At 67.6% G+C, this 22,274-nt stretch carries 19 protein-coding genes and 1 tRNA gene; 9 read left to right on the top strand and 11 right to left on the bottom strand.

Going from position 1 to position 22,274, the window contains the following annotated elements:
* Positions 1 to 137 precede the first annotated feature (137 nt).
* A complete protein-coding gene (locus EV580_RS00300; protein WP_133690956.1) occupies positions 138 to 485 on the top strand; it encodes an Imm63 family immunity protein in 348 nt (115 codons plus the stop codon).
* An 86-nt stretch (positions 486 to 571) separates the two neighbouring features.
* On the opposite strand, the gene EV580_RS00305 is transcribed toward EV580_RS00300, so the two are convergent.
* Positions 572 to 1,582 (bottom strand): magnesium transporter CorA family protein, encoded by a 1,011-nt coding sequence (locus tag EV580_RS00305; protein ID WP_133689175.1) that lies wholly within the window; start codon positions 1,580 to 1,582, stop codon positions 572 to 574.
* Entirely contained in the window at positions 1,579 to 2,025 is a 447-nt protein-coding gene (locus EV580_RS00310; RefSeq protein WP_133689176.1) for a universal stress protein, read from the bottom strand. The genes EV580_RS00305 and EV580_RS00310 overlap by 4 nt, the downstream gene beginning before the upstream one ends.
* A gap of 300 nt (positions 2,026 to 2,325) precedes the next feature.
* Here EV580_RS00310 and EV580_RS00315 point away from each other — a divergent pair, with 300 nt between their 5' ends.
* Positions 2,326 to 3,183, top strand: a complete 858-nt coding sequence (locus tag EV580_RS00315) for an alpha/beta fold hydrolase (RefSeq protein WP_133689177.1) — start codon at positions 2,326 to 2,328, stop codon at positions 3,181 to 3,183.
* Here EV580_RS00315 and EV580_RS00320 read toward each other — a convergent pair.
* The 3 genes from EV580_RS00320 to EV580_RS00330 all read right to left on the bottom strand — a co-directional run bounded on the left by EV580_RS00320 (position 3,180) and on the right by EV580_RS00330 (position 6,756).
* Entirely contained in the window at positions 3,180 to 6,341 is a 3,162-nt protein-coding gene (locus EV580_RS00320; protein WP_133689178.1) for a hypothetical protein, read from the bottom strand. The genes EV580_RS00315 and EV580_RS00320 overlap by 4 nt on opposite strands.
* A gap of 144 nt (positions 6,342 to 6,485) precedes the next feature.
* Entirely contained in the window at positions 6,486 to 6,656 is a 171-nt protein-coding gene (locus EV580_RS00325; protein ID WP_133689179.1) for a hypothetical protein, read from the bottom strand.
* A 29-nt stretch (positions 6,657 to 6,685) separates the two neighbouring features.
* Positions 6,686 to 6,756 (bottom strand) — tRNA-Cys (locus EV580_RS00330).
* Positions 6,757 to 6,849: 93 nt separating this feature from the next.
* Here EV580_RS00330 and EV580_RS00335 point away from each other — a divergent pair.
* A complete protein-coding gene (locus tag EV580_RS00335; protein WP_133689180.1) occupies positions 6,850 to 7,554 on the top strand; it encodes an MgtC/SapB family protein in 705 nt (234 codons plus the stop codon).
* 5 nt (positions 7,555 to 7,559) lie between these two features.
* Here the strand turns inward: EV580_RS00335 and EV580_RS00340 are convergent, their stop codons facing one another.
* Positions 7,560 to 8,954, bottom strand: coding sequence for an MFS transporter (locus EV580_RS00340; protein WP_133689181.1), 1,395 nt, complete (start codon positions 8,952 to 8,954; stop codon positions 7,560 to 7,562).
* A 60-nt stretch (positions 8,955 to 9,014) separates the two neighbouring features.
* Here EV580_RS00340 and EV580_RS00345 point away from each other — a divergent pair, with 60 nt between their 5' ends.
* Positions 9,015 to 10,058 carry an alpha/beta hydrolase family protein gene (locus EV580_RS00345; protein ID WP_133689182.1) on the top strand — a complete coding sequence of 348 codons (1,044 nt, stop codon included), beginning with the start codon at positions 9,015 to 9,017 and terminating at the stop codon, positions 10,056 to 10,058.
* Position 10,059: 1 nt separating this feature from the next.
* Here EV580_RS00345 and uvrB read toward each other — a convergent pair whose 3' ends face one another.
* Entirely contained in the window at positions 10,060 to 12,231 is a 2,172-nt protein-coding gene (gene uvrB / locus EV580_RS00350) for an excinuclease ABC subunit UvrB (protein ID WP_133689183.1), read from the bottom strand.
* A gap of 54 nt (positions 12,232 to 12,285) precedes the next feature.
* On the opposite strand from uvrB, the gene EV580_RS00355 reads away from it, so the two are divergent.
* The 3 genes from EV580_RS00355 to EV580_RS00365 are packed head-to-tail and all read left to right on the top strand — an operon-like array spanning position 12,286 to position 13,824.
* The gene (locus tag EV580_RS00355) at positions 12,286 to 12,792 is read left to right on the top strand and encodes a ribonuclease FAU-1 family protein (protein WP_286171404.1); all 507 of its coding nucleotides are present in this window, start codon (positions 12,286 to 12,288) and stop codon (positions 12,790 to 12,792) included.
* 59 nt (positions 12,793 to 12,851) lie between these two features.
* Positions 12,852 to 13,382, top strand: a complete 531-nt coding sequence (locus EV580_RS00360; protein WP_133689185.1) for a hypothetical protein — start codon at positions 12,852 to 12,854, stop codon at positions 13,380 to 13,382.
* A 1-nt stretch (position 13,383) separates the two neighbouring features.
* Positions 13,384 to 13,824 (top strand): nitroreductase/quinone reductase family protein, encoded by a 441-nt coding sequence (locus EV580_RS00365; RefSeq protein ID WP_133689186.1) that lies wholly within the window; start codon positions 13,384 to 13,386, stop codon positions 13,822 to 13,824.
* Here the strand turns inward: EV580_RS00365 and coaE are convergent.
* Entirely contained in the window at positions 13,821 to 14,966 is a 1,146-nt protein-coding gene (coaE, locus tag EV580_RS00370) for a dephospho-CoA kinase (protein WP_133689187.1), read from the bottom strand. The genes EV580_RS00365 and coaE overlap by 4 nt on opposite strands.
* 73 nt (positions 14,967 to 15,039) lie before the next feature.
* Entirely contained in the window at positions 15,040 to 16,488 is a 1,449-nt protein-coding gene (gene rpsA / locus EV580_RS00375; protein ID WP_133689188.1) for a 30S ribosomal protein S1, read from the bottom strand.
* Between the two features lie 164 nt (positions 16,489 to 16,652).
* On the opposite strand from rpsA, the gene EV580_RS00380 reads away from it, so the two are divergent.
* Both EV580_RS00380 and EV580_RS00385 read left to right on the top strand, forming a co-directional pair.
* Entirely contained in the window at positions 16,653 to 17,780 is a 1,128-nt protein-coding gene (locus tag EV580_RS00380; RefSeq protein WP_133689189.1) for a PrsW family intramembrane metalloprotease, read from the top strand.
* 94 nt (positions 17,781 to 17,874) lie between these two features.
* Entirely contained in the window at positions 17,875 to 19,170 is a 1,296-nt protein-coding gene (locus EV580_RS00385) for a cytochrome P450 (protein ID WP_208114583.1), read from the top strand.
* Here the strand turns inward: EV580_RS00385 and polA are convergent.
* Positions 19,167 to 21,863, bottom strand: coding sequence for a DNA polymerase I (gene polA, locus EV580_RS00390; RefSeq protein ID WP_133689191.1), 2,697 nt, complete (start codon positions 21,861 to 21,863; stop codon positions 19,167 to 19,169). The genes EV580_RS00385 and polA overlap by 4 nt on opposite strands.
* A 29-nt stretch (positions 21,864 to 21,892) precedes the next feature.
* Entirely contained in the window at positions 21,893 to 22,192 is a 300-nt protein-coding gene (locus EV580_RS00395; RefSeq protein ID WP_133689192.1) for a hypothetical protein, read from the bottom strand.
* Positions 22,193 to 22,274: the final 82 nt, after the last annotated feature.

A 22,274-nucleotide genomic window follows, 5' to 3' on the forward strand; every position in this document is an offset into this window, starting at 1 on the left:
AGTGACTGGCGCGGCCGTCTTCTTGATGGGACGTTGGTCGTAGCCCGGCGAGCTGAGCGAGGTAACCGTTGGACGCCAAATCTACTGAGCTGCAGGCCGAAATCGACCGGCTCGCAGATCGACTCGACGTTCGCACTGTGCCCGTCGGCTTGTTGACGAACGACGGTCGCAATATCTTCGTCGGCGACGACGGCTGGTACCACTACACCTTCTACGAGCGCGGAAAGCTCGGATTCGATCGGCGGGGCAATCTCGACGACGTTCTGTACTGGTTCTGCCAAGGTGAGGTCGGGAGCCTGGCACACAAGTATGTGGGTGACCGTGCACAGGCATTCCAGTTCGAATACGACGTCCTTCGCCGCTTCAACCCCGAATGGGCCAAGCGCAACGTGCGCGAAACGGCTGCCATGTTCCGGCAACACCATCCCAATGAGCCTCAACCAGAGGGTATTTCGCTGCTTCCCGACATCGGCGAAGCGTTGTGAGTTGACGTTTCGAAAACCGAAACACACTGGTTCGTCGTACGTAATCTGCCCTTCGCACCGTTCACCGCGCTACACGTGTAGCGAGCTCAGAGCCAGCCTTTCCGTTTGAACACGACATAAAGCAGAGCCGACAGCAACACGATGACCACCGCACTGGATACAAACCCGGCGGCGTCCTGAAATCCGGGATAGGGCACGTTCTGGCCGTACCAACCGGTCACCGCGGTCGGTACGGCAATGATGGCCGCCCACCCCGTGAGCTTCTTCATGATCGTGTTCAGCCGGGCGTCCTGCAGTGACAGATTCGTCTCGAACACCGTTGTGATCATGTCGCGCAACGACTCCGTCCACTCCGCCGCCCGGATGACATGGTCGTAGAGATCCGAATACCAGCTGTCGAGTTCGACGGTGTCAGAGCGTTCGGCGCGACGGCGCATGATCGTGTTGATTACCTCGCGCATCGGCAGCACGACGCGGCGCAGCTCGACGAGCTCCTTGCGCAGCCGGTACGTCGAGCGCTGGATCGTGCGGGTCACCGCCCGGTCGTCGAACAATCCGTCCTCGAGCGATTCGATCGCGTCGTCGAGCTGCTGAATGGTGTCGAACTGGCCGTCGACGATCACGTCGAGCAGGCCGTGCAGTAGCGCCGGCGGGCCCATCTTCAACAGGTCGGCGTTCTCATCCCACCGGCGAACCACCTCGTCCATATCGAAAACTGGCTTCTGCGGGTCGATTTCGTGCCGCACCGTGACAATCCCCGCGGGCAGCACGAAGATCGACACCCGGGTCAGGAGCAGCCGCGACTCGAGGTCGTTGGGCAAGGGCGGCGCGAGCGCGGTGGCATACACCGTGAGAAACGTGTGCGACGCATACCGGGTGGCCTTGGTGCGTTCGGCATGGGCAACGGTGTCTTCGACGGCGTGCTGATCGAAGCCGAGTTCGTCGGCCAGCTGGCACAACACATCGTGGTCCGGGTTGCACATGTCGACCCACACCAAGGCCCCGTCCTCGGACAGGTGGTCGGACACATCGTGGAGGGGGAAATCCTCCGACTTCAGTTCGCCATCGACCCACAGACGGGTCCGGCAGTGGGTCACCCGGTGGTGTGGACGATCAGCACGTCAGTCTTCGACCGGCGCGCCACGTTGGCCGGCACCGAGCCCAGCAGGCGGCCTGCGATCGTGCTCAAACCGACGTTGCCGACGATCAGCAGATCGGCGCCGACCTCTTCGGCCAAATCCACCAGGGCGTCGACGGGAGCTCCAACGACAGCGCGCTCTTCGACCTCGGCGGCGCCGGCTTCCTTGGCGCGATCACGTGCCTCGCGCAGGATCGCGTAGATGGGGGCGTTGCCCGCCATCTTGTAGCCCTCGTCCTTCAGCAGGTCGGCCGCACGGGTGTCCTCGGAGGCCGGGAAGTAAGCGGTCGCCACGATGACCTTGGAACCAGGTTCGGAGGCGAGATAGCCCGCCCGATCGACCGCACGCAGCGAGGAATCCGAGCCGTCCGTGCCGACGACCACGGTCTTGTAACCGCCCATTCGTACCCTCCAGTCTCCAATTTCAACGCCGTCTGGAACATTAACGCCTCAGCACGACGCAAGGATGCGATTCACGCCACGCGGCAATTCGGGCGCGCCGCGCGAGGCCACTCTACCGGGGAAAATAGCGCTGCCGACAGTTCCGTGAGGTGGCTGACACCGCCCGCAGTTGTAAATCCAGATCGCACCGGATTCGTGATTGTCGGGGCTACCACACATCAATGATGTCCAATGCCCTGAATTCAAAACCTGCCGAATTCACCGCGGGGCTACGATCCGGCTGAACAGGAAGCGAATCGGATGCTCGGACCTGGCGAAAAGCTCACCCTGCGCCTGAGTGACGGGCGATCGGTGTCCTACGCGCAATACGGAGCGGCTGACGGCGCCGTCGTCGTCAACGCCCACGGTGGCCTGGCCTGCCGCCTCGACGTGGCGGCGGCCGACAATGCGGCCCGCGCCGCTGGAATCCGGTTGCTCTCGCCGGACCGGCCAGGAATCGGCGATTCCGATCCGCAGCCGGGACGCACGATCCTGGACTGGACCCGCGATGTCGCCGGCATGCTGGATCAGCTTGGCGTAGAGCACTTTTCAGCGATGGGCTGGTCGATGGGCGGCCAGTACGCGGCCGCACTCGCGTGGGCGCTGCCCGAGCGGGTCAAACGGGTCGCGATCATCGCCGGCGCGCTGCCGCTCACCGAGCCCGGCGTCTTCGCCCAGCTGCCCGCCTTCGACCGGATCTATACCCGGCTATCTCAGCGTGCCCCGTGGCTGGTGAAGCCGTGTTTTGCGGCGATGGCCCTGACCTCCCGGACCGCACCCGGGCTCTACGGTCGGTTCGCCGCCGGCCAACTGGGCTCCGCCGATGCCGCCGTGGTCCGCGGCGAGGGCGATGAGTTTGCACGGATGTCCGCCGAGGCGTTACGCCGCCCGAGTGGCGTCGTCGAGGACTACCGGGCCTGGATGCGGCCGTGGGGTTTCGCCCCCGAACAGATCACCGTTCCCGTCGACGTCTGGGGCGGCCAGCAGGACGAGCTGGTGAACATCGCCTGGCCGCGCGAGCTGGCGCGCCGCATTCCCGGTGCGACGCTCCAGGAGCGGCCAGGCGGCCACTTTCTCGCCCACCTGTACTACCCCGACATCTTCGCCCGGCTGGCTTAGTCGCCGAACCAGCGGTTCGCGGGCGGCAACTCGGTGCCAAGGATGGCGCCCGCCGGTGCCCCGGATTCGGTGCCCGACTTGTGCGCCGACCACCCGGTACCCATGCACAGCAGGTCGCGCGGTGTCGAAATCGTCGACGGCAGCGGGATACCGAAGCCCGGGATGCCGGGGATCGTGATCTGCGGCGGCGTGAGCAGCGTGGCCACACCCTGCGCCATGGTCCCGAACAGCTGGGCCGGCGGGGTCGGCAGGGTGCCGGCCGCGTCGGAGATCGGCGCCGACGGGATCAGGCTGCCCAGACCGCCCGGCTGCGGGCCAATGTAGGAGCCCGGCCCACCCGGAAGCACAGTCGGCGGGGTCGGCGGGGTGGCCCCGCGGTTGTTGCCGGGGATCCCCGGCGTCGCGGCGGGCGGAGTCGGCAGACCGGCGCCGCCACCACCACCGGGACCACCGGGGACCGCGGCGGGCGGCGTGCCGGGAGTCACGACATTGTTGGTGAACGGAGTTCCGGGAACCGCGGCCGGCGGAGTACCGGGCACGCCACCACCACCGGGCACCAAGCCAGGAGGCACCGCAGCCGGCGGAGTACCGGGCACGCCACCACCACCGGGCACCAAGCCAGGAGGCACCGCAGCCGGCGGAGTACCGGGGACACCACCGCCACCCGGCACCAGGCCGGGAGGCACTGCAGCCGGCGGCGTGGGAATGCCCGCGCCACCACCGCCGAGACCTGCGGCGGGCACTGCCGCAGCGGCATCGGCCGGCAGACCGGCGGCGGCCGAGGCGATCGCTTCCGCGGGAACACCTGCCGACGGTGCGATCACGCCAGAGGCGTCGGCGACCGGCGCACCGACTGCGCCACCGGCGGCACCCGTTGCCGCACCCGGCACGCCCGCGCCCGCGGCGCCAGCACTGTCGGACAACGCGGCGGCAGGCGCGCCGGCAGCTCCGGCGTTGTCGGTGATCGGCGCGGCCGGAACAGCTCCGGCGTTGTCAGTGATCGGCGCGGCCGGAACCGCTCCGGCATTGTCGGTCAGCGGAGCGGCCGGGACGCCACCCGCACCGGGCACGCCACCGCCCTCACCGACCGGGACGCCGGGCACACCACCCGGAGGCGTGGGCACGCCACCGCCACCGACTTCACCGGGCGTACCCGGAACCGCACCCGGAGGCGTCGGCACACCACCGCCGCCAACTTCACCCGGCGTACCCGGAACCGCACCCGGAGGCGTCGGCACACCACCGCCACCGACTTCACCGGGGGTGCCGGGGATGCCGGCAGGCGGAGTCGATCCGGTCTCGACGACGTTGCCACCCGGCGTGCCGGGGACTGCGGCCGGCGGGGTCGGAACTCCGCCGCCAGTGCCCTCACCGGGCGTGCCGGGGACGGCCGCCGGCGGCGTCGAAAGTTCCTCGACACCAGGGGTTCCCGGCGTACCGGGAATCACCGTCGGGGGCGTCGGCGGGATCTCCATACCGGGCGTGCCCGGCGTGGGCGGCAGCGCCGCGGGCGTGCCGGGCACGTTCACGTTCACCGGCACTCCGGGGCCACCGGGCACCGCTGCGGGCGGCGTGACGATGCCCGGGGTGGAGGCCGCGCTGGGGATACCCGGCAGAGTCACCGACGGGGTGCCGGGAACGTTGAGCATGCCGCCGGGGGTCGGCACGCCCGGGATCGATGCGCCGGGAGGGGGAAGGGTTCCCGACGAATCGTTGATCACGTTGCCGGGCACAGCATTTGGCGGAAGTCCTGGCGTGTTCAGCGACAGGTTGTTGCCACCACCGGGCCCGCCGGGCACCTCGGCCGGCGGGGTGACGATCTGTGTGGGCACCTCGGCACCGGGCACGGCGGCCGGCGGAACCGGCGGAGTGCCGCCACCGCCGGGGATCTCGCCACCGGGCACGGCGGCCGGCGGAACCGGCGGAGTCACAACGGTTTCGGGGACGTTGCCACCGGGCACGGCCGCAGGAGGGGTGCCGGGCACACCGCCGCCACCGGGGATCTCGCCGCCGGGAACCCCGGCGGGAGGAGTGCCCGGGAAGCCGCCACCACCGGGCAGTCCGCCGGGAGGCACCTCGGCGGGCGGGGTGCCCGGGAAGCCACCGCCACCGGGGATTCCGCCGGGGGGCACTGCGGCGGGCGGGCCGGGAGGAAGCGCACCCCCGCCGGGGACTCCGGCGGGAGGAGCGGCAGCCGGCGGAGCAGGCGTCAGGCCGGAGGCGTCGGCCAGCGGCGCGGCCGGCACAGCGGCTGCCGGAGGCGGAACCAGACCGCTGGCGTCGGAGATCGGCGCACCCGCGTCACCGCCGGCAGCAGGCAGGGCGCCCGCCGCGTCGGCCACCGGAGCACCGGCTCCGCCGCCCGAGCCTGCGCCCGCACCGCCACCACCGGGCAGACCGGCCGCGGCCTGAGCGACCGGAGCGCCGCCCTCGCCACCGCCGGGCAGAGCACCGGGTGCGCCACCTACCGGCGCGCCGGGGCCACCGGCAGCTCCGACAGGCACGCCGGCGGCGTCGTTGATCGGAGCGGCGGGAACGCCGCCGGGCGGAGTCGGGATACCACCACCGCCACCACCGGGCGGCGTACCGGGAACGCCGGCGGGCGGAGTCGGAATGCCACCGCCACCACCACCGGGCGGCGTACCGGGAACACCGGCGGGCGGAGTCGGAATGCCACCGCCACCACCACCGGGCGGCGTACCGGGGACACCGGCGGGCGGCGTCGGGATACCGCCGCCACCGACACCGGGCGGAGTACCGGGAACGGCTGCGGGCGGCGTCGGGATGTTACGAGTCACGGTGGTACCGGGAGCGCCAGGGACAGACGCCGGCGGGACGGTCACCCCGCCGGTACCTGGCGCTCCCGGCGAGCCGGGGACGCTCGCCGGTGGCACCCGGATGCTGCCCGGCACTGTGGCGGGCGGAATCGGGCCACCGGCGGTGGGTGGGTTGTTGGTGAAGATGTTGTTCGACGTGCCGGGGATGCCCTGGGACAGGTCAGGCGGCGACGTCAGGCCCTGGTGGAGGATGCCCATGCACGGAACGCCCGGGGTGCCGATGTCGGCTACCGCACGGGGACTGAGCAGCGGAGCTGCCCAGAAAAACCCTGCAGTCGCCATGGCGGTGACCGCCGCCACGCGAGAGCTGGTCCGAGACATCATTTCCCCGTTTCTGTGAGAGGCCTGAAGGGCAAACTACAGACGTGTAAGTAGGGGAACCGCGGGACCATTCTGGCGGTTATCGAACTGTTGCGAACCAGTGCTGATGCGGTTACACCGGCGACAATTTCACTGCGCAAACAGTCAGGATTTCCGGGCGCGCTTGAACACCTTGTCCAGGTCTTTACCGCTGATACCCAGCAATTCGGCCTTGTGGACCTTGTTGAGCACCAGGGGGCAGCGCTTGCACCGTGGCTTGCTGCGGCAACACTTCTTCTTCGGCTTCACGCCGGAGAAGTCTCGCGCCTTGGCCACGGCAAGCCACGGTACAGATTCAAGATCGGAGCGAGTGACGGGATTCGAACCCGTGTGAACGGCTTTGCAGGCCGGTGCCTAGCCACTCAGCCACACCCGCGTGTCAGACAAGCAGTGACTTAACCAGCGTGTCGACGACGCGCCCAGCGTTTGGCTCAGCGTGATTGCTGACTGGGGCGCATACCGTGGCCACATGCAGACCTGGTTGGCCGATCCCCCGCTGCTCGGCGGACCCGGACAGGGCACGCGGCAGATCCTCGAACTGCTGATCGCGTTCGTCCTGACCGCCCTGATCGGCCTGGAACGCGAAATCCACGGCAAGAGTGCCGGACTGCGCACCCAGGCAATCGTGGGCACCGCGTCGGCCCTGATCCTGATCGTCAGCAAGTACGGCTTCTTCGACGTGCTCTCCGCGGGCACCGTGGAGGTCGACCCGTCGCGTGTCGCCGCCCAGATCGTCTCCGGCATCGGCTTTCTCGGCGCCGGCCTGATCATCACCCGCCAAGGTGCGGTACACGGTCTGACCACCGCCGCCGCGATCTGGGAATGCGCGGCCATCGGCATGGCCGCCGCGGCAGGCCTGGTCAAGCTCGCGATCATCGTCACGGTCCTGCACTTCGTGATCATTCTGGCGTTCAATCCACTGAGCAGGCGCCTCACCGCGCGCCTGGCCGGCTCGGTGCGGCTGCGGATCACCTACGAATCCGACCGCGGCATTCTCAGTCACATCCTCGCGACGTGCGACAAACACCAGTGGAGCCTCTCCGAGCTCAGCAGCGACCCCGACGGCGGTGTCCTGCTCACATTGTCGGGCGCCAAGATCCAGCACGCGCCCGCCACAGTCGCGGGCGTGCCCGGCGTCACCGGTGTGCGCCGGATCGAGGAGAAAGACGAATAGATCTGCTACACCTGACCGCGGCCCGAGCGATACGACGCCACGGTACCGATGGCCGCCAGGACCGCGAACGCACCGAACAGCATCGTGCTCGCCGACGCATCGGGAGCGGCCCGCAGGTTCACCACCACCCCGGCCAGTCCGGCGCCGAACGCCCCACACATCAGCTGGACGGTGTTGATCGCGGCAGCGGCCACCGCCTGCTGTGCCGGGTCGTCGACGATCGCGCCCATCGCCCACGCCGACAGATGCGGCCAAGCCATTCCGATGCCCGCACCGGTGATGACCAGTCCGACCGCCCACAGAACCACGATTTTGGTTGAGGCCGAATCGGTTTGAGTGAACGCCACCAACGCCAGCCCCACTGCCATCACCACCGGGGCGATCGCCACCACCCGCATCGTGGCACGGACATTGGTGATCGATGCGCTCGCGATCTCACCGACGGTCCAGCCCACCGACAGCGCCGCACCGAGGAAGCCCGCCACCACTGGAACCAGGGCCCCGAGCCGCTGCCCGAACAGCGGGACGTACATGTCCACCATCGTGGCGGCCATCAGCAGGCCCAGCGTCAGATAGATCCACTTCAACGGGCCTGGCGTAAAAGCCTTGCGCGGCAACACCGCAGCCGATGCCCGGCGGTCGACCACGACAAATATCACGACCAGCACCACCCCGACAGCGAGCAGGCCCGCGATGGCCAGCGCACTGTGCGGGATCGCGGCGACACTGACCGCCAGCGCTGCCATCCCCAGCAACAGCAACGACCGCACCGGGATCCGGGGTCCAGCCGCGTCCGGATCCGCTGGCGCACGGGCGGGTAGGGCCAGCGGAACCAGCAGACTCATCGCCACCGCCAGAATCGCGAGCAGCCCGAATCCGCCACGCCAGAAACCGAATTGGGCGAACAACCCGCCGGTCGCGGGACCGACCAGTGTGCCGATCCCCCACATCGCCGACACCACGGCCGACGCCCGGGTCCACAGTCTGTCCGGCAGCGCGGCACTGATCACCGCGTAGCCCAAGCCCGCGAGCACGCCGCCCGCGAGGCCCTGCACGACCCGGCCGACCAACAGCAGCGGCATCGTCGGCGCCAGCGTGCAGAGTGCACTTCCGGCGGCGAAGGACAGCAACGCTCCGAGGTACGCCGTCCGCGGCCCGAATCGGGTCAGCACCGGACCAACCGTCGTCGCCGCGATCACCGACGCCACCAGATACACCGTCGTCACCCACGCGTAGAGCCGCTCACCGCCGATATCGGCGACCGCGCTCGGCAGCAGGCTGATCGTGATGAATTCGTTGATGGCATAGATCGCCACGCCACCGGCCAGCACCGCGACGGCTCCAAGGTTCTTCGGGCCCAATAACTCACGCCAGGTACCGGTGGCGCTCGCGGTGTTCACTCGTGTGAGGGTAGGACCTCAACCGCCATTGAGATCAAATTGACTGCTACGTTTTGCCCTGTGCAGCGGTTCCTGGCCCGTATCGCATTAGTCGTCCTGCTCGTCGCCGCCACAAGCACGGGATGTGCCGACGACCGCCAAGCTCACGGCGCGCCCGTCACCTACCCGGTCGGTCTGAGACAGCTCGAGTTCGGTGAGCGCCACCTCGCGCTGAACATCTTCTACCCCGCGCAGCCCGCACCCGAAGGGGCCAAACCCTTTCCGATGCCAATGTTCACCAACCTGAGCTTCTACCCCGACTTGGCGCCAGCGGTCGACGGCAAGCGCCGGCCGCTGATCCTGTTCTCCCACGGGAGGGCAAGCAACGGTCTGTTCTACGCGTGGTTTGCCCAGAAGTTGGCCAGCCGCGGGTTCATCGTCGCTGCGCTCAACCACTACCGCGCCAACACCTATGACGCCTCGATCGTCTACCTCGCCAACAAGTTGTGGCAGCGCCCGCTCGACCTCTCCCTGACCGCAGACTTCCTGCTCGCCGACCCGTTCTGGAGCCCCCTGATCGACGCCAACCGCATCGGTGTCGCCGGCCACTCGCAGGGCGGGTTCACCTCCCTGTGGATCGGCGGAGCCCGGGTGGACGCCGACCGCTTCCTGGCGTTTCAACAGCACTGGAAGAACAACCTGTCGGTGCCCGCCGATCTGCGTGAACAGATGCCGCTCGACCCGGCTCCCGCACTCAACGTCGCCGATCCCCGGATCAAGGCGGCATTCGCCATGGCGCCCGGCGACATCAAGGCCTTCGGCATGGACGAAGACGGCCTGCGCCAGATGACGACGCCCGCCTATCTCACCGTCGGCGCCCACGACACGTGGACACCGGTCGAGAGCAATGCGGGATTCGCAGCGGCCCACATCCCCGGCGCCCAACTCAACGTCATCCCCGGCGACGTCGGCCACGACATTTACATCAACGAATGCGATCAGGAAGGGCGCGACACACTTTCGGAGGCGTGCATCGACGCGCCGGGTATCGACCGCGCCGCCATCCATCGCGAAGTATCCGACGCCGCCATCGCATTCTTCGGCGCCCACCTGGGCGGCGTCTGACCTATTTCAGGCCCGCGGCATCCATGCCGCGCAGTTCCTTCTTCAAATCGGCGACCTCGTCGCGGATCCGCGCGGCCAGCTCGAACTGAAGGTCGCGTGCCGCCGCCATCATCTGCGCGGTCAAATCCTTGATCAGATCGGCCAATTCGGCGCGCGGCATGCTCGCCGTGTCCCGGCCCTCGATGATGCCCGCACTGACCGCCCGGCCCGGCTCACCCTGGGCCCGGCGCCCGCGTGACGCATTGCGCCCGGAGCCACCGACCTCCACCGATTCGGTGTCGTCGGCCTCCCGGTACACCTGATCGAGGATGTCGGCGATCTTCTTGCGCAACGGTTGCGGGTCGATGCCGTGCTCTTCGTTGTAGGCGACCTGTTTGGCCCGGCGGCGCTCGGTCTCGTCGATGGCTTCCTTCATCGAGTCGGTGAGCTTGTCGGCGTACATGTGCACTTCGCCGGAGACGTTGCGCGCCGCCCGGCCGATGGTCTGGATGAGGCTGCGGGTGGAGCGTAGGAAGCCCTCTTTGTCGGCGTCGAGGATCGACACCAGCGACACCTCGGGAAGGTCCAGACCCTCACGCAGCAGGTTGATGCCGACCAGCACGTCGTAATCCCCCAGCCGCAGCTGCCGCAGCAGCTCCACCCGGCGCAGGGTGTCGACCTCGGAGTGCAGGTAGCGCACCCGGATGCCCATCTCCAGCAGATAGTCGGTCAGGTCTTCGGCCATTTTCTTGGTCAGCGTGGTGACCAGCACGCGCTCATCGCGCTCGGCGCGGGCCCGGATCTCGCCGATCAGGTCGTCGATCTGGCCCTTGGTCGGTTTGACCACGACCTTCGGGTCGATCAGACCGGTCGGGCGGATCACCTGTTCGACGAACTCGCCGCTGGTCTGGCTGAGCTCGAACGGCCCCGGCGTGGCCGACAGGTACACCGTCTGCCCGATCCGGTCGGCGAACTCCTCCCAGGTCAGCGGCCGGTTGTCGACCGCTGACGGCAGCCGGAAGCCGTATTCGACCAGGTTCCGCTTCCGCGACATGTCGCCCTCGTACATGCCGCCGATCTGCGGGACTGTGACGTGCGACTCGTCGATGACCAGCAGGAAGTCCTCGGGGAAGTAGTCCAGCAGCGTCGCCGGCGCCGAGCCTGCGGCGCGGGCGTCGATGTGGCGCGAGTAGTTCTCGATGCCGGAGCAGAACCCGACCTGGCGCATCATCTCGATGTCGTAGTTGGTGCGCATTCGCAACCGCTGCGCCTCCAGCAGCTTGCCCTGGTTCTCCAGCTCGGCCAGCCGCTCCTCGAGTTCCTGCTCGATGGTCGAGATCGCGTGCGCCATCCGCTCCGGGCCGGCGACATAGTGGGTGGCCGGGAAGATCCGCAGCGAGTCGACCTGCCGGACCACATCGCCGGTCAACGGGTGCAGGTAGTACAGCGCCTCGATCTCGTCGCCGAAGAACTCGATGCGAACCGCCAGCTCCTCGTAGGACGGGATGATCTCGACGGTGTCGCCGCGCACCCGGAACGAGCCACGGGTGAACGACATGTCGTTGCGGGTGTACTGCACGTCGACCAGCAGCCGCAGCAGACCGTCGCGCGGCACTTCGGTGCCGACCTCGAGTTCGACCGACCGGTCCAGGTAGGACTGCGGGGTGCCCAGGCCGTAGATGCAGGACACCGACGCCACCACCACGACATCGCGCCGGGACAACAGCGACGACGTGGCCGAGTGACGCAACCGCTCCACGTCGTCGTTGATCGAGCTGTCCTTCTCGATATAGGTGTCGGTCTGGGCGATGTACGCCTCGGGCTGGTAGTAGTCGTAGTACGAGACGAAATATTCAACCGCGTTGTGCGGCAACATCTCTCGTAGTTCATTGGCGAGCTGGGCGGCCAGCGTCTTGTTCGGGGCCATCACCAGGGTGGGCCGTTGCAGCTTCTCGATGAGCCAGGCGGTGGTCGCCGACTTACCGGTGCCGGTCGCACCGAGAAGCACCACGTCGCGCTCGCCGGCCCGGATCCGGCGTTCCAGCTCGGCGATCGCGGCCGGCTGGTCGCCCGCGGGCTCGTACTCGCTGACCACCTCGAACTCAGCGCCAGTGCGCACCAGGCCGTTGACGGCATCGGCGGCAGGCCTGTACTCCGAGTGAGCGAGCACCGGATGTTCAGTAGCGAATGCCATGAGATCAGGTTAAGCGCCACCACCGACACATTCATTCCCCGTTACGCTCACACCGTGGCCGTCCATCCGCCCAAGCAGGAGACGTTCGACCTCGTCGGCTACACCAACACCGACCCCAAAGGCATCGTGCGGGCGGTCGACGAATACGTGGTCACCCCGTGGGGGCTCTATATGGCCCGCCCGACCCCCGGCCGCACCCAGTTCCATTACCTGGAGTCTTGGCTGCTGCCGTCACTCGGGCTCCGGGCCAACGTCTTCCACTTCAACCCCGGCTACGAGCGTCCCCAGGACTACTACCTCGACATCGGGCGGATCACGGTCGGCGACGGCACGTGGCAGGCCGAGGATCACTACCTTGACCTGGTCGTTTATGCCGGTGACCGGACCGATCTGATCGACAGCGACGAGCTGTTCGACGCCCATCGCGACGGTCTGGTCAGCACCGAGACCGCCGAGGTGGCGTTGCAGCGCGTCGTCGTCGCGGTCGACGGCCTGGCCCGCCACGATCATGACCTCAACGCCTGGCTCGCAGCCGACGGAATGCCGCTGACCTGGCGCTGAGGTGCACCGGGCGGGCAACGAATCGGCACTCGTGTACCGAACGAGTAGTCTCGCTAGCTATGAGTCCCATCAAGCGCGGATGGCTGGCGGTCACCGCCGCGGCCGTCCTGGTCGCGGGTTCTCAGTTAACGGCGGGTGCCGCGCTGGCCGACCCGGAACCGGCGCCGCCGCCTCCACCGGCGCCCAGCCCGGTGGCCAACGGCGATCCCGACCCGAACCTGCTGCACAACATCACCTACCGGGCCTCGGCGACCGGCACCTCGCGCGGTGCCGTGGTTGCGTACAAGATCGACGACAACAACGTCAACAGCGACCAGCCGACGCTGCTGCCGGGCATGACCTTCGAGGTCAACACCGTTCTGCACGATCCCAAGAAGGCCGGCATGGAGGTCTCCATCCAGTGGCCCTATGGATCGAACCTGCACTGCGAGATCCTCGTCGATGACGAGATCGTCGCGCAGGCAGACCAATTCATCGCACCACGGCTGTTCCGCCCCAAGGACGACCCGCTCTACGGCACGCTGCAGTGCGGTGCACCCCTGGACACCCCCGCCCCGCCGCAGCCCCCGGCCCCGGCTCCCGCGACCTAGCATGCGCAAACCCGATCAACTCGCCGAAGTCAGCGCCTGGCTGCTGGAAAACGGGCACCGGCTGGTGCTCGCCCTCACCGGGGGCCGCTACCCGCGCACGGTGATGGGGATGTTGACCATCGAATTGCACACTGTCGGACGTAAATCCGGTAAACCGTTCGCCAACCTGCTGACGTCCCCGATCCATGACGACAACCGAATTGTCGTCGTGGCATCCAAGGGCGGCCACCAGGATCACCCCGACTGGTACAAGAACGCGATCGCGACTCCAGATGTCACCGTGACCGTTGACGGCGCGACAATTCCGATGCACGCCCGGACCGCCGGCCCGGACGAACGAGCCGAGCTGTGGCCGCGAGTGGTTAAGACCTACAAGGGATATGCGGGCTATCAGCGCAATACGCCGCGCGAAATCCCGTTGCTGATCCTGGAACGCCGCTAACCGTCCCAGCCGGTGCTCTCCGCCCAGAGCCACGCCCGCGAATACGCATCGAGGAACCACGGTTCCTTCGTCTCCGCGGTGCGCTTGACCTCGAGGTAATCGGCCTGCACCCCCGGGTTGGCGGTCAGCCAATCCACGAACAGCAAGGCGAACCGCTGATTGGGCCAGCCGTCCACCCTGATATGCACATGGGTGGGCCGCCCCGGATCACCTGACGCGTGAAAACGCTTGTGCCACAACACCGGATCGGTCCCAGGCTTCGGCACGTCGGTGGTGATCGACTCGACGCGGGGATAGCCGGACCGCAGCAGGTCCTCGGCGAGCTCGTCGGCGACCTCGAGAGAGGCGACCGTCACCTGGATGTCGATGACGTCCTTGGCATCCATACCCGGCACCGCCGTCGACCCGATGTGGTCGATGCGCACCGCCCGGTGCCCGCAGGTGGTGTTCAGCCGGGCCACGATCCGCCGGGCCTGATCTGCCCAGGTGGGGTCGGCCGGGACCAGCGCGGGCGGGCTCGGCACCGGGGTTCGGGTGGCGAGGTTGTGCGAGAACGGCAGGATCCGCTGGTACCAGAGCTCACGCGCCTTCTCGACGAGCTGCCCCGAGCTGCCCGAGTTGTCCAGCCACACGTCGGCGACCAGTCGTCGTTGCTCCTCGGTGGCCTGCATCGCGATGCGCGCCCGGGCGTCGTCCTCGCTGAATCCCCGGTACTCGATGAGCCGCTTCACCCGGACCTCGGGATCGGCGTTCACGATGATGACCAGCGGGAACATCGGCGCCATCTGCGATTCGACCAGCAGCGGGATGTCCTCGACGATCACCGCGTCTTCGCCGGCCGCGGCGATCAGCTCGGAACGCCGGGTCGCCACCAGCGGGTGGACGATCCCATTAAGGATTTGGCGGGTCGGCTCATCTTTGAACGCGATCGAGGCCAGCGCCGGACGGTCCAGGGCGCCGTCGGGCAGCAGGATCTTCGATCCGAACGCGTCGACGAGCTTTGCCAGGCCTTCGGTGCCCGGCTCGACGACCTCACGAGAGATGACATCCCCATCGACGACGATGCCGCCACATTCCGAGAACGTGGCGGACACCGTCGACTTGCCGGCGCCGATACCGCCGGTGAGTCCAATTCGCAGCACGGCAACAGTCTTTCAGGCAGCAGAGACGACGAACGCCCCGGCTCGGGTGAGCCGGGGCGTCAATCGTGGATTCTTAGGCGTTACCCGCCAGCTTCTCGCGGAGAGCCGCGAGCTGGGCATCGCTGGCCAGCGAACCGCCGGCCGACTCACCCGAGCTGGAGGACGACGACGAGCCGTTGGCCGCCGGACGCTCGGCCGCCTCGGCCTCGGCCTTGGCGAACTTCTCCATCTGCGCGGTGTGCATCTTGTGCCGGCGCTCGGCCTCCGCGTAGCGGGCCTCCCACTCGGTGCGCTGCTTGTCGAAGCCCTCGAGCCATTCGTTGGTGTCGGCGTCGAAGCCCTCGGGGAAGATGTAGTTCCCCGCCTCGTCGTAGCTGTCGGCCATGCCGTACTTCGAGGGGTCGAACTCCTCGGTGTAGTCCTCGTTGGCCTGCTTGAGGCTCAGCGAGATCCGGCGGCGCTCCAGGTCGATGTCGATGACCTTGACCATGGCGTCGTCGCCGACCTGCACGACCTGATCCGGCACCTCGACGTGGCGCTCAGCCAGCTCGGAGATGTGCACCAGACCCTCGATGCCCTCCTCGACGCGGACGAACGCACCGAACGGCACCAGCTTGGTGACCTTGCCCGGCACGATCTGGCCGATCGCGTGGGTACGGGCGAAGTGGCGCCACGGATCTTCCTGGGTGGCCTTCAGCGACAGCGAGACGCGCTCGCGGTCCATGTCGACGTCCAGCACCTCGACGGTGACCTCGTCGCCCACCTGAACCACCTCGGACGGGTGATCGATGTGCTTCCAGGACAGCTCGGAGACGTGCACCAGGCCGTCGACCCCACCGAGGTCGACGAACGCGCCGAAGTTGACGATCGAGGACACGACACCCTTGCGGATGGCGCCCTTCTGCAGCTGGTTGAGGAACTCGCTGCGCACCTCGGACTGGGTCTGCTCCAGCCACGCGCGGCGGGAAAGCACCACGTTGTTGCGGTTCTTGTCCAGCTCGATGATCTTGGCCTCGATCTCCTTGCCGATGTACGGCTGCAGATCGCGGACGCGACGCATCTCGACCAGCGATGCGGGCAGGAAGCCACGCAGGCCGATGTCGAGGATCAGGCCGCCCTTGACGACCTCGATGACGGTGCCCTTGACGGCCTCGTCCTTCTCCTTGAGAGCCTCGATGGTGCCCCAGGCGCGCTCGTACTGCGCACGCTTCTTGGACAGGATCAGACGGCCTTCTTTGTCCTCCTTGGTGAGGACCAGGGCTTCCACCTCGTCGCCGACGGACACAACCTCATTGGGGTCGACGTCGTGCTTGATGGAGAGTTCGCGGGAGGGAATGACACCCTCGGTCTTGTAGCCGATGTCGAGCAAGACTTCGTCGCGGTCAACCTTGACGATGGTCCCTTCGACGATGTCGCCATCGTTGAAGTATTTGATGGTCTTGTCGATGGCGGCGAGAAAATCCTCCGCTGAGCCGATGTCGTTGAGGGCTACTTGCGGTGAGGTGGCGACGGGACTTGGCATATTGTTGGGTTGCTCCGGACAGGTTGAATCGTAGGGACAGTTTTTCAGTGATGTCGTGATGTACCCGCAAAGTGCACACAGGTACCTCAGGAGCCTACTCGACTAGGCACACGCTGGACAAACCCGGGTCTGTGAGGCAGCTGGGAGCCGATTAATCTGCAGGGGTGAACAGCCCCGCGTTTCCGCGCCAGGTCCGCAAGGTCGGAGCGCCTCTGGCGGTCATCATCATTCTCGGTACGGTCGCCGCGCTGATCTTGGTCCTGCTGACCGCGGTGAACCCGGTCGGCACCGCCATCGGATTCACGCTGGCCACCGTCGCGCTGGCCGTGGTGCTGCTCTGCTACCTCTGGCTGGACCGCTGGGAGCCCGAACCACCCCGGCTGCTGATCCTGGCCTTCCTGTGGGGCGCCTCGGTGGCCGTCGTGGTGTCGGTGGCGCTGGAGATGATCGTCGACGCCGCGGTGAACACCGGCGGGACGGAATCCAGCCCGATCACCATCGCACTCGGTGCTCCGGTGGTCGAGGAGGCCGCCAAGGGCCTCTTCCTGCTGCTGATGATGACGGGCGCGCGTCGCCACGAGCTCAACTCGCTGACCGACTGCCTGGTGTACGCGGGTGTGACGGCGGCCGGGTTCGCCTGGCTGGAGAACATCTTCTACATCGCCGACGGCGGCACGCTGGCCGACTCGCTGCTCACCGCCGCCATGCGCCTCGTCATGGGCCCGTTCGCCCACCCACTGTTCACCACGTTCACCGCGATCGGTGTGTATTTCGCTATGCAGCAACGCAATTGGCTGAACAAGGCGGGTTGCATCCTGCTCGGTTACATCGCCGCGGTGATCATGCACGGGTTGTGGAACGGCTCGGCCCTGCTGGGCGCGGGCGCCTACTTCGGGCTGTACGTGGTCTGGATGATGCCGGTGTTCGCCCTGGCGATCGTCCTGGCCGTGCGCAGCCGCAAGCGTGAACAGCGAATCGTGGCCGAGAAGCTGCCCGGCATGGTCGCCGCGAGCCTGATCACGCCGGCCGAGGCCGGGTGGCTGGGCACGATCCGCACCCGCAAGGAAGTGGTCGCCGTCGCCACGCAGATGGGCGGGAAACCGGCCGGGCGCGGGGTGAAGAAATTCGCCATCCAGGTCGTCGAGCTGGCGTTCGTGCGCGACCGCATCGAGCGCGGTTTCGGTGATGCCCGGGTGTTCGAGTTGCAGCAGATGGAGGTCGACGGTGTCGTCGCCGCGCGGGCTGCCGCCGGTCCGGCGCTGCACGCGCTGAACGGCTACCGTGTGCGCTGACGACTGAGGGGGAATCGACGTGTCGGACGCTGCTGTCGACGACGTGGCCAACCTTGCGCTCGTGCCCCAGAATCCGCTGCCGCTGCGGCAACGGATGGCGGCCGCCCGCGAGTACCACGTCGGCCAGGAACTCTTGCGTGAGACCGGCGGCTCGGTCACCAGGGTTCCGCTCGGCCCGAAATGGCTGGCGCCGTCCATCGTGTTCGTGATGTCGCCGACCGGGGCGCGCGACGTGCTGTCGCGTCACCACGAATGGTGCGATCGCACCGAAGTGCATCGCCAGATCCGGCTTGTCCTGGGCGACAACCTCGCGGGATTGCCGAACAAGCCGTGGCTGAGCCGCAAACGCACGCTTCAGCCGTTGTTCACCAAACCGCACGTTCGTGAGTTCGGCGCACACATGTCGCAGGCCGCGACGATGATCGCCGGCGGCTGGGGTGACGACACACAGATCGACCTCGACACCCAGGCACGGACCCTGACCATGCGGGTGCTGGGCCGTTCGGTGCTCGGGCTGGACCTCGACCAGCACGCCGAGTCCCTCAGCGGACCACTCAACGTCGCGCTGGGCTTCGTCGCCGACCGCGGGATGCGGCCCGTGCGGGCGCCGCTCTGGCTCCCCACACCGGCACGGCAGCGGATGCGTCGAGCGACCGCGACCATGGAGAAACTGGCCACCGACGTGCTCGACCTGGTCCGCAACGATCCCTCGCACGACGCACCGCTGGTGCGGGCACTGCTCGAGGCCACCGACCCGGAAACCGGTCAGGCACTGTCCGACGCCGACATCGCCAGCGATCTCATCGCCTTCATGGTCGCCGGAACCGACACCACCGCGACGACGCTGGCGTACGCGCTGTGGGCATTGGGCCACGACCCGGCGATCCAGGACCGGGTCGCCGCCGAAGCGGCGGCACTCGGCGATCGGGAACTGACACCCGAGGATCTGCCGCACCTGGGCTACACGGTCCAGGTTCTGCATGAGGCGCTGCGGCTGTGCCCGCCGGTCGTCGTCGCGGGGCGAACCGCGTTGCGCGACATCGATGTTGACGGTTACCGGGTCGAGGCGAATTCCATGGTGCTGGTCGGCATTTTCGGGATGCACCGCGACCCGGCTCTGTGGCCCGACCCGATGAGGTTCGACCCGAGCCGGTTCGAGCCGGCGAACGCGCGCGCCCGAGATCGCTGGAGCTACATACCGTTTGGGAGCGGGCCTCGTTCGTGCATCGGCGATCACTTCGCGATGCTGGAGACCACCCTGGCGCTGGCGACGCTCGTCCGGGACACCGAAATCCGGTCACTGCAGGACGATTTCCCGCTCGCGGTGCCGTTCACGATGGTCGCCGGTGCACCCATACCCGCTCGGGTGCGCAGGCGAAAAGCGTCCTAGTGCGCTGCCGCGTCCCAGCTGCGGCCGTAACCGACCGACACCTCTAGCGCGACATCGAGCGGGTAGGCGCCGCCCATCTTGTCGCGCACCAGCTTCTCGACGGCGTCCCGCTCCCCCTCGGCCACTTCGAGCAGGAGCTCGTCGTGCACCTGCAGCAGCATCCGGGACTTGAGCTGCGAGGTGCGCAGCGCCTCGTCGACCTGGATCATCGCGACCTTGATGATGTCGGCCGCACTGCCCTGGATCGGGGCGTTCAGCGCGGCCCGCTCGGCGGCCTCGCGCAGCTGCCGGTTGCTGCTGTCCAGCTCCGGCAGGTAGCGCCGGCGGCCCAGCACCGTGGACGTGTAGCCGTCCTTGCGGGCCTGGTCGACGATGTCGCGCAGGTAGTCGCGGATGCCGCCGAACCGGGCGAAGTACTGGTCCATCTGGACCTTGGCCTCTTCGGTCGAGATTTTCAGTTGCGAGGCCAGACCGTAGGCGCTCAACCCGTAGGCCAGGCCGTACGACATGGCTTTCACCCGGCGCCGCAGCTCGGGCGTGACCTCGTCGATCGGGACGTCGAAGGCCCGGGAGGCGACGAACGAGTGCAGGTCTTCCCCGGTGTTGAACGCCTCGATGAGGCCGTCATCCTTGGACAGATGGGCCATGATCCGCATCTCGATCTGGCTGTAGTCGGCGGTCATCAGCTCGGAGTAGCCCGATCCGACGATGAACGCGTCGCGGATCTCGCGGCCCGCGTCGGTGCGGATCGGAATGTTCTGCAGGTTCGGCTCAGTCGACGAGAGCCTGCCGGTCGCGGCGATGGTCTGGTTGAACGTGGTGTGGATCCGCCCGTCGGCGGCTACCGACTTCAGCAGCCCGTCGACGGTGACCTTGAGCCGGGTGGCGTCGCGGTGCGCCAGCAGATGTTCGAGGAACGGGTGAGCGGTCTTGTCGAACAACGACTGCAGCGCATCGGCGTCGGTGGTGTAGCCGGTCTTGGTGCGCTTGGTCTTCGGCATGCCGAGCTCGTCGAACAGCACGACCTGCAGCTGCTTGGGCGAGCCGAGATTGATCTGCTTGCCGATCACCTCGTACGCCGCGTCGGCGGCCACCCGGATCTGCTCGCCGAATTCGCGCTGCAGGGTGTCGAGCTTGTCCTGGTCGACGGCGATGCCGGTGGTTTCCATCCCGGCCAGCACCGCCTGGACCGGCAGCTCCATTTCGCCCAGCAGTGACGACGAATCGATTCGGTCGAGTTCCTGGTCCAGCGCATCAGCGAGGTCGGCGACCGCGCGGGCCCGCAGAATCACCGTCTGCACTGCCTGGTCGTCCACGCCGTCGCTGTCGTCGAGCAACGAAAGTTGTTGTTGCTCAGGGTTGTCGGCACGCAGTTCGCGACGCAGGTAGCGCAAGGACAGATCGTCGAGGGCGAAGCTGCGCTGCCCGGGTCGCACCAGATAGGCCGCGAGCGCGGTGTCCGACGTGACGCCGGCGAGCTGCCAGCCCCGGCCGGTCAGGTCGTGCATGGCGATCTTGGCCTCGTGCAACACCTTTGGTGCGTCGGCGTCGGCCAGCCAGGCTCCCAGCGCAGCCTCGTCGTCGGGCGTCAGGCGAGCGGTGTCGATGTAGGCACCCTCGCCGTCGGCGGTCGCGATCGCCAGCGCGGTGGCATCACCGTCGTAGACCAGATGGGTACCGACCACCGCGACACCGGAGCGGCCGCCGGTGGCGTGCTCGGCCAGCCAGGCTTTGACCGCACCCGGTTCGAGCATCCCGCCGCGGACGTCAAAGCCCTCGTCCACCTCGGGTTCGACGGCGGCCAGGGTGTCGAACAGCCGGTCGCGCAGCACCCGGAATTCGAGGTCGTCGAACAGCCGATGGATCTGGTCGCGGTCCCAGGGCAGCATCCGCAGCGTGTCGGGCGTCTGAGCCAGCGGCACATCCTTGACCAGGTCGGTGAGCTCCCGGTTCAGCACGACACTGGACAGGTTGTCGCGCAACGAGTCTCCGACCTTGCCGCGCACCGAGTCGACGTTGTCGACCAGCCCCTGCAGGGAGCCGTATTCGATGATCCACTTGGCGGCGGTCTTCTCCCCCACTCCCGGGATGCCGGGCAGGTTGTCGCTCGGGTCGCCGCGCAGCGCCGCGAAATCCGGGTACTGCGTGGGCGTCAGGCCGTACTTCTCCACCACCGCCTCGGGGGTGAAGCGGGTCAGGTCGCTGACGCCCTTGCGCGGATACAACACGGTGACATCCGGGCTGACGAGCTGCAGCGAGTCGCGGTCGCCGGTGACCACCAGGACCCGGTACTCCTCCTGCTCGGCCTGGGTGGCCAGCGTGGCGATGATGTCGTCGGCCTCGAACCCCGGCTCGGCCAGCACGGTGATGCCCAGCGCGACCAGCACTTCCTTGGTGATGTCGATCTGGCCGCGGAACTCATCGGGCGTGGCGGAACGGTTGGCCTTGTACTCGGGATACCGCTCGGAACGGAACGTCTGGCGGGAGACGTCGAACGCCGCCGCCACGTGCGTGGGCTGCTCGTCGCGCAGCAGGTTGATCAGCATGGCGGTGAATCCGTACACCGCGTTGGTGGTCAGCCCGTTCTTGGTTTTGAAGTTCTCCGCCGGCAGCGCATAGAACGCCCGGAACGCCAGCGAATTGCCGTCCAAGAGCAACAGTGTGGGCTTCTGATCGGTAGCGCTCGCGGTCACGCCCTCACTCTATGCACCGCCGGTGACACTCAGTACCCGAGGAGCTTGCGGAACCGCTGCCCGACCGCCATCGACTGGCCCATCCGCTGCACCCAGCCGTCGAGTGCGGCCTTGGTGTCCGCCGGATCCCACCCCCGCTCGCGCTGAGCCAGGGCGATCATGCCGGGCTCGTCGGTGACGCCGTGGGCCTGCGCGAGACGAGCCAGTTCCGCATAGTTCTCCAGTGAGATGCCGTTGATCGGCTCCCAGATCGGGTCGCTGTCCGCGACCGATTCGTTCGACGGGCCGCCCAGCAGGGCCGGATCGCTCAGTTTCTTGAAAAGTCCCATGCCACGAGTCCACCCCCACCACTCCGCTACCGATCCCAACTTTCCGAACTGGAACACGTTTCAATTCGAGGGTCGCCATCGC

The organism is Mycobacterium sp. BK086 (genome assembly GCA_004362315.1).
Classification (GTDB): domain Bacteria; phylum Actinomycetota; class Actinomycetes; order Mycobacteriales; family Mycobacteriaceae; genus Mycobacterium.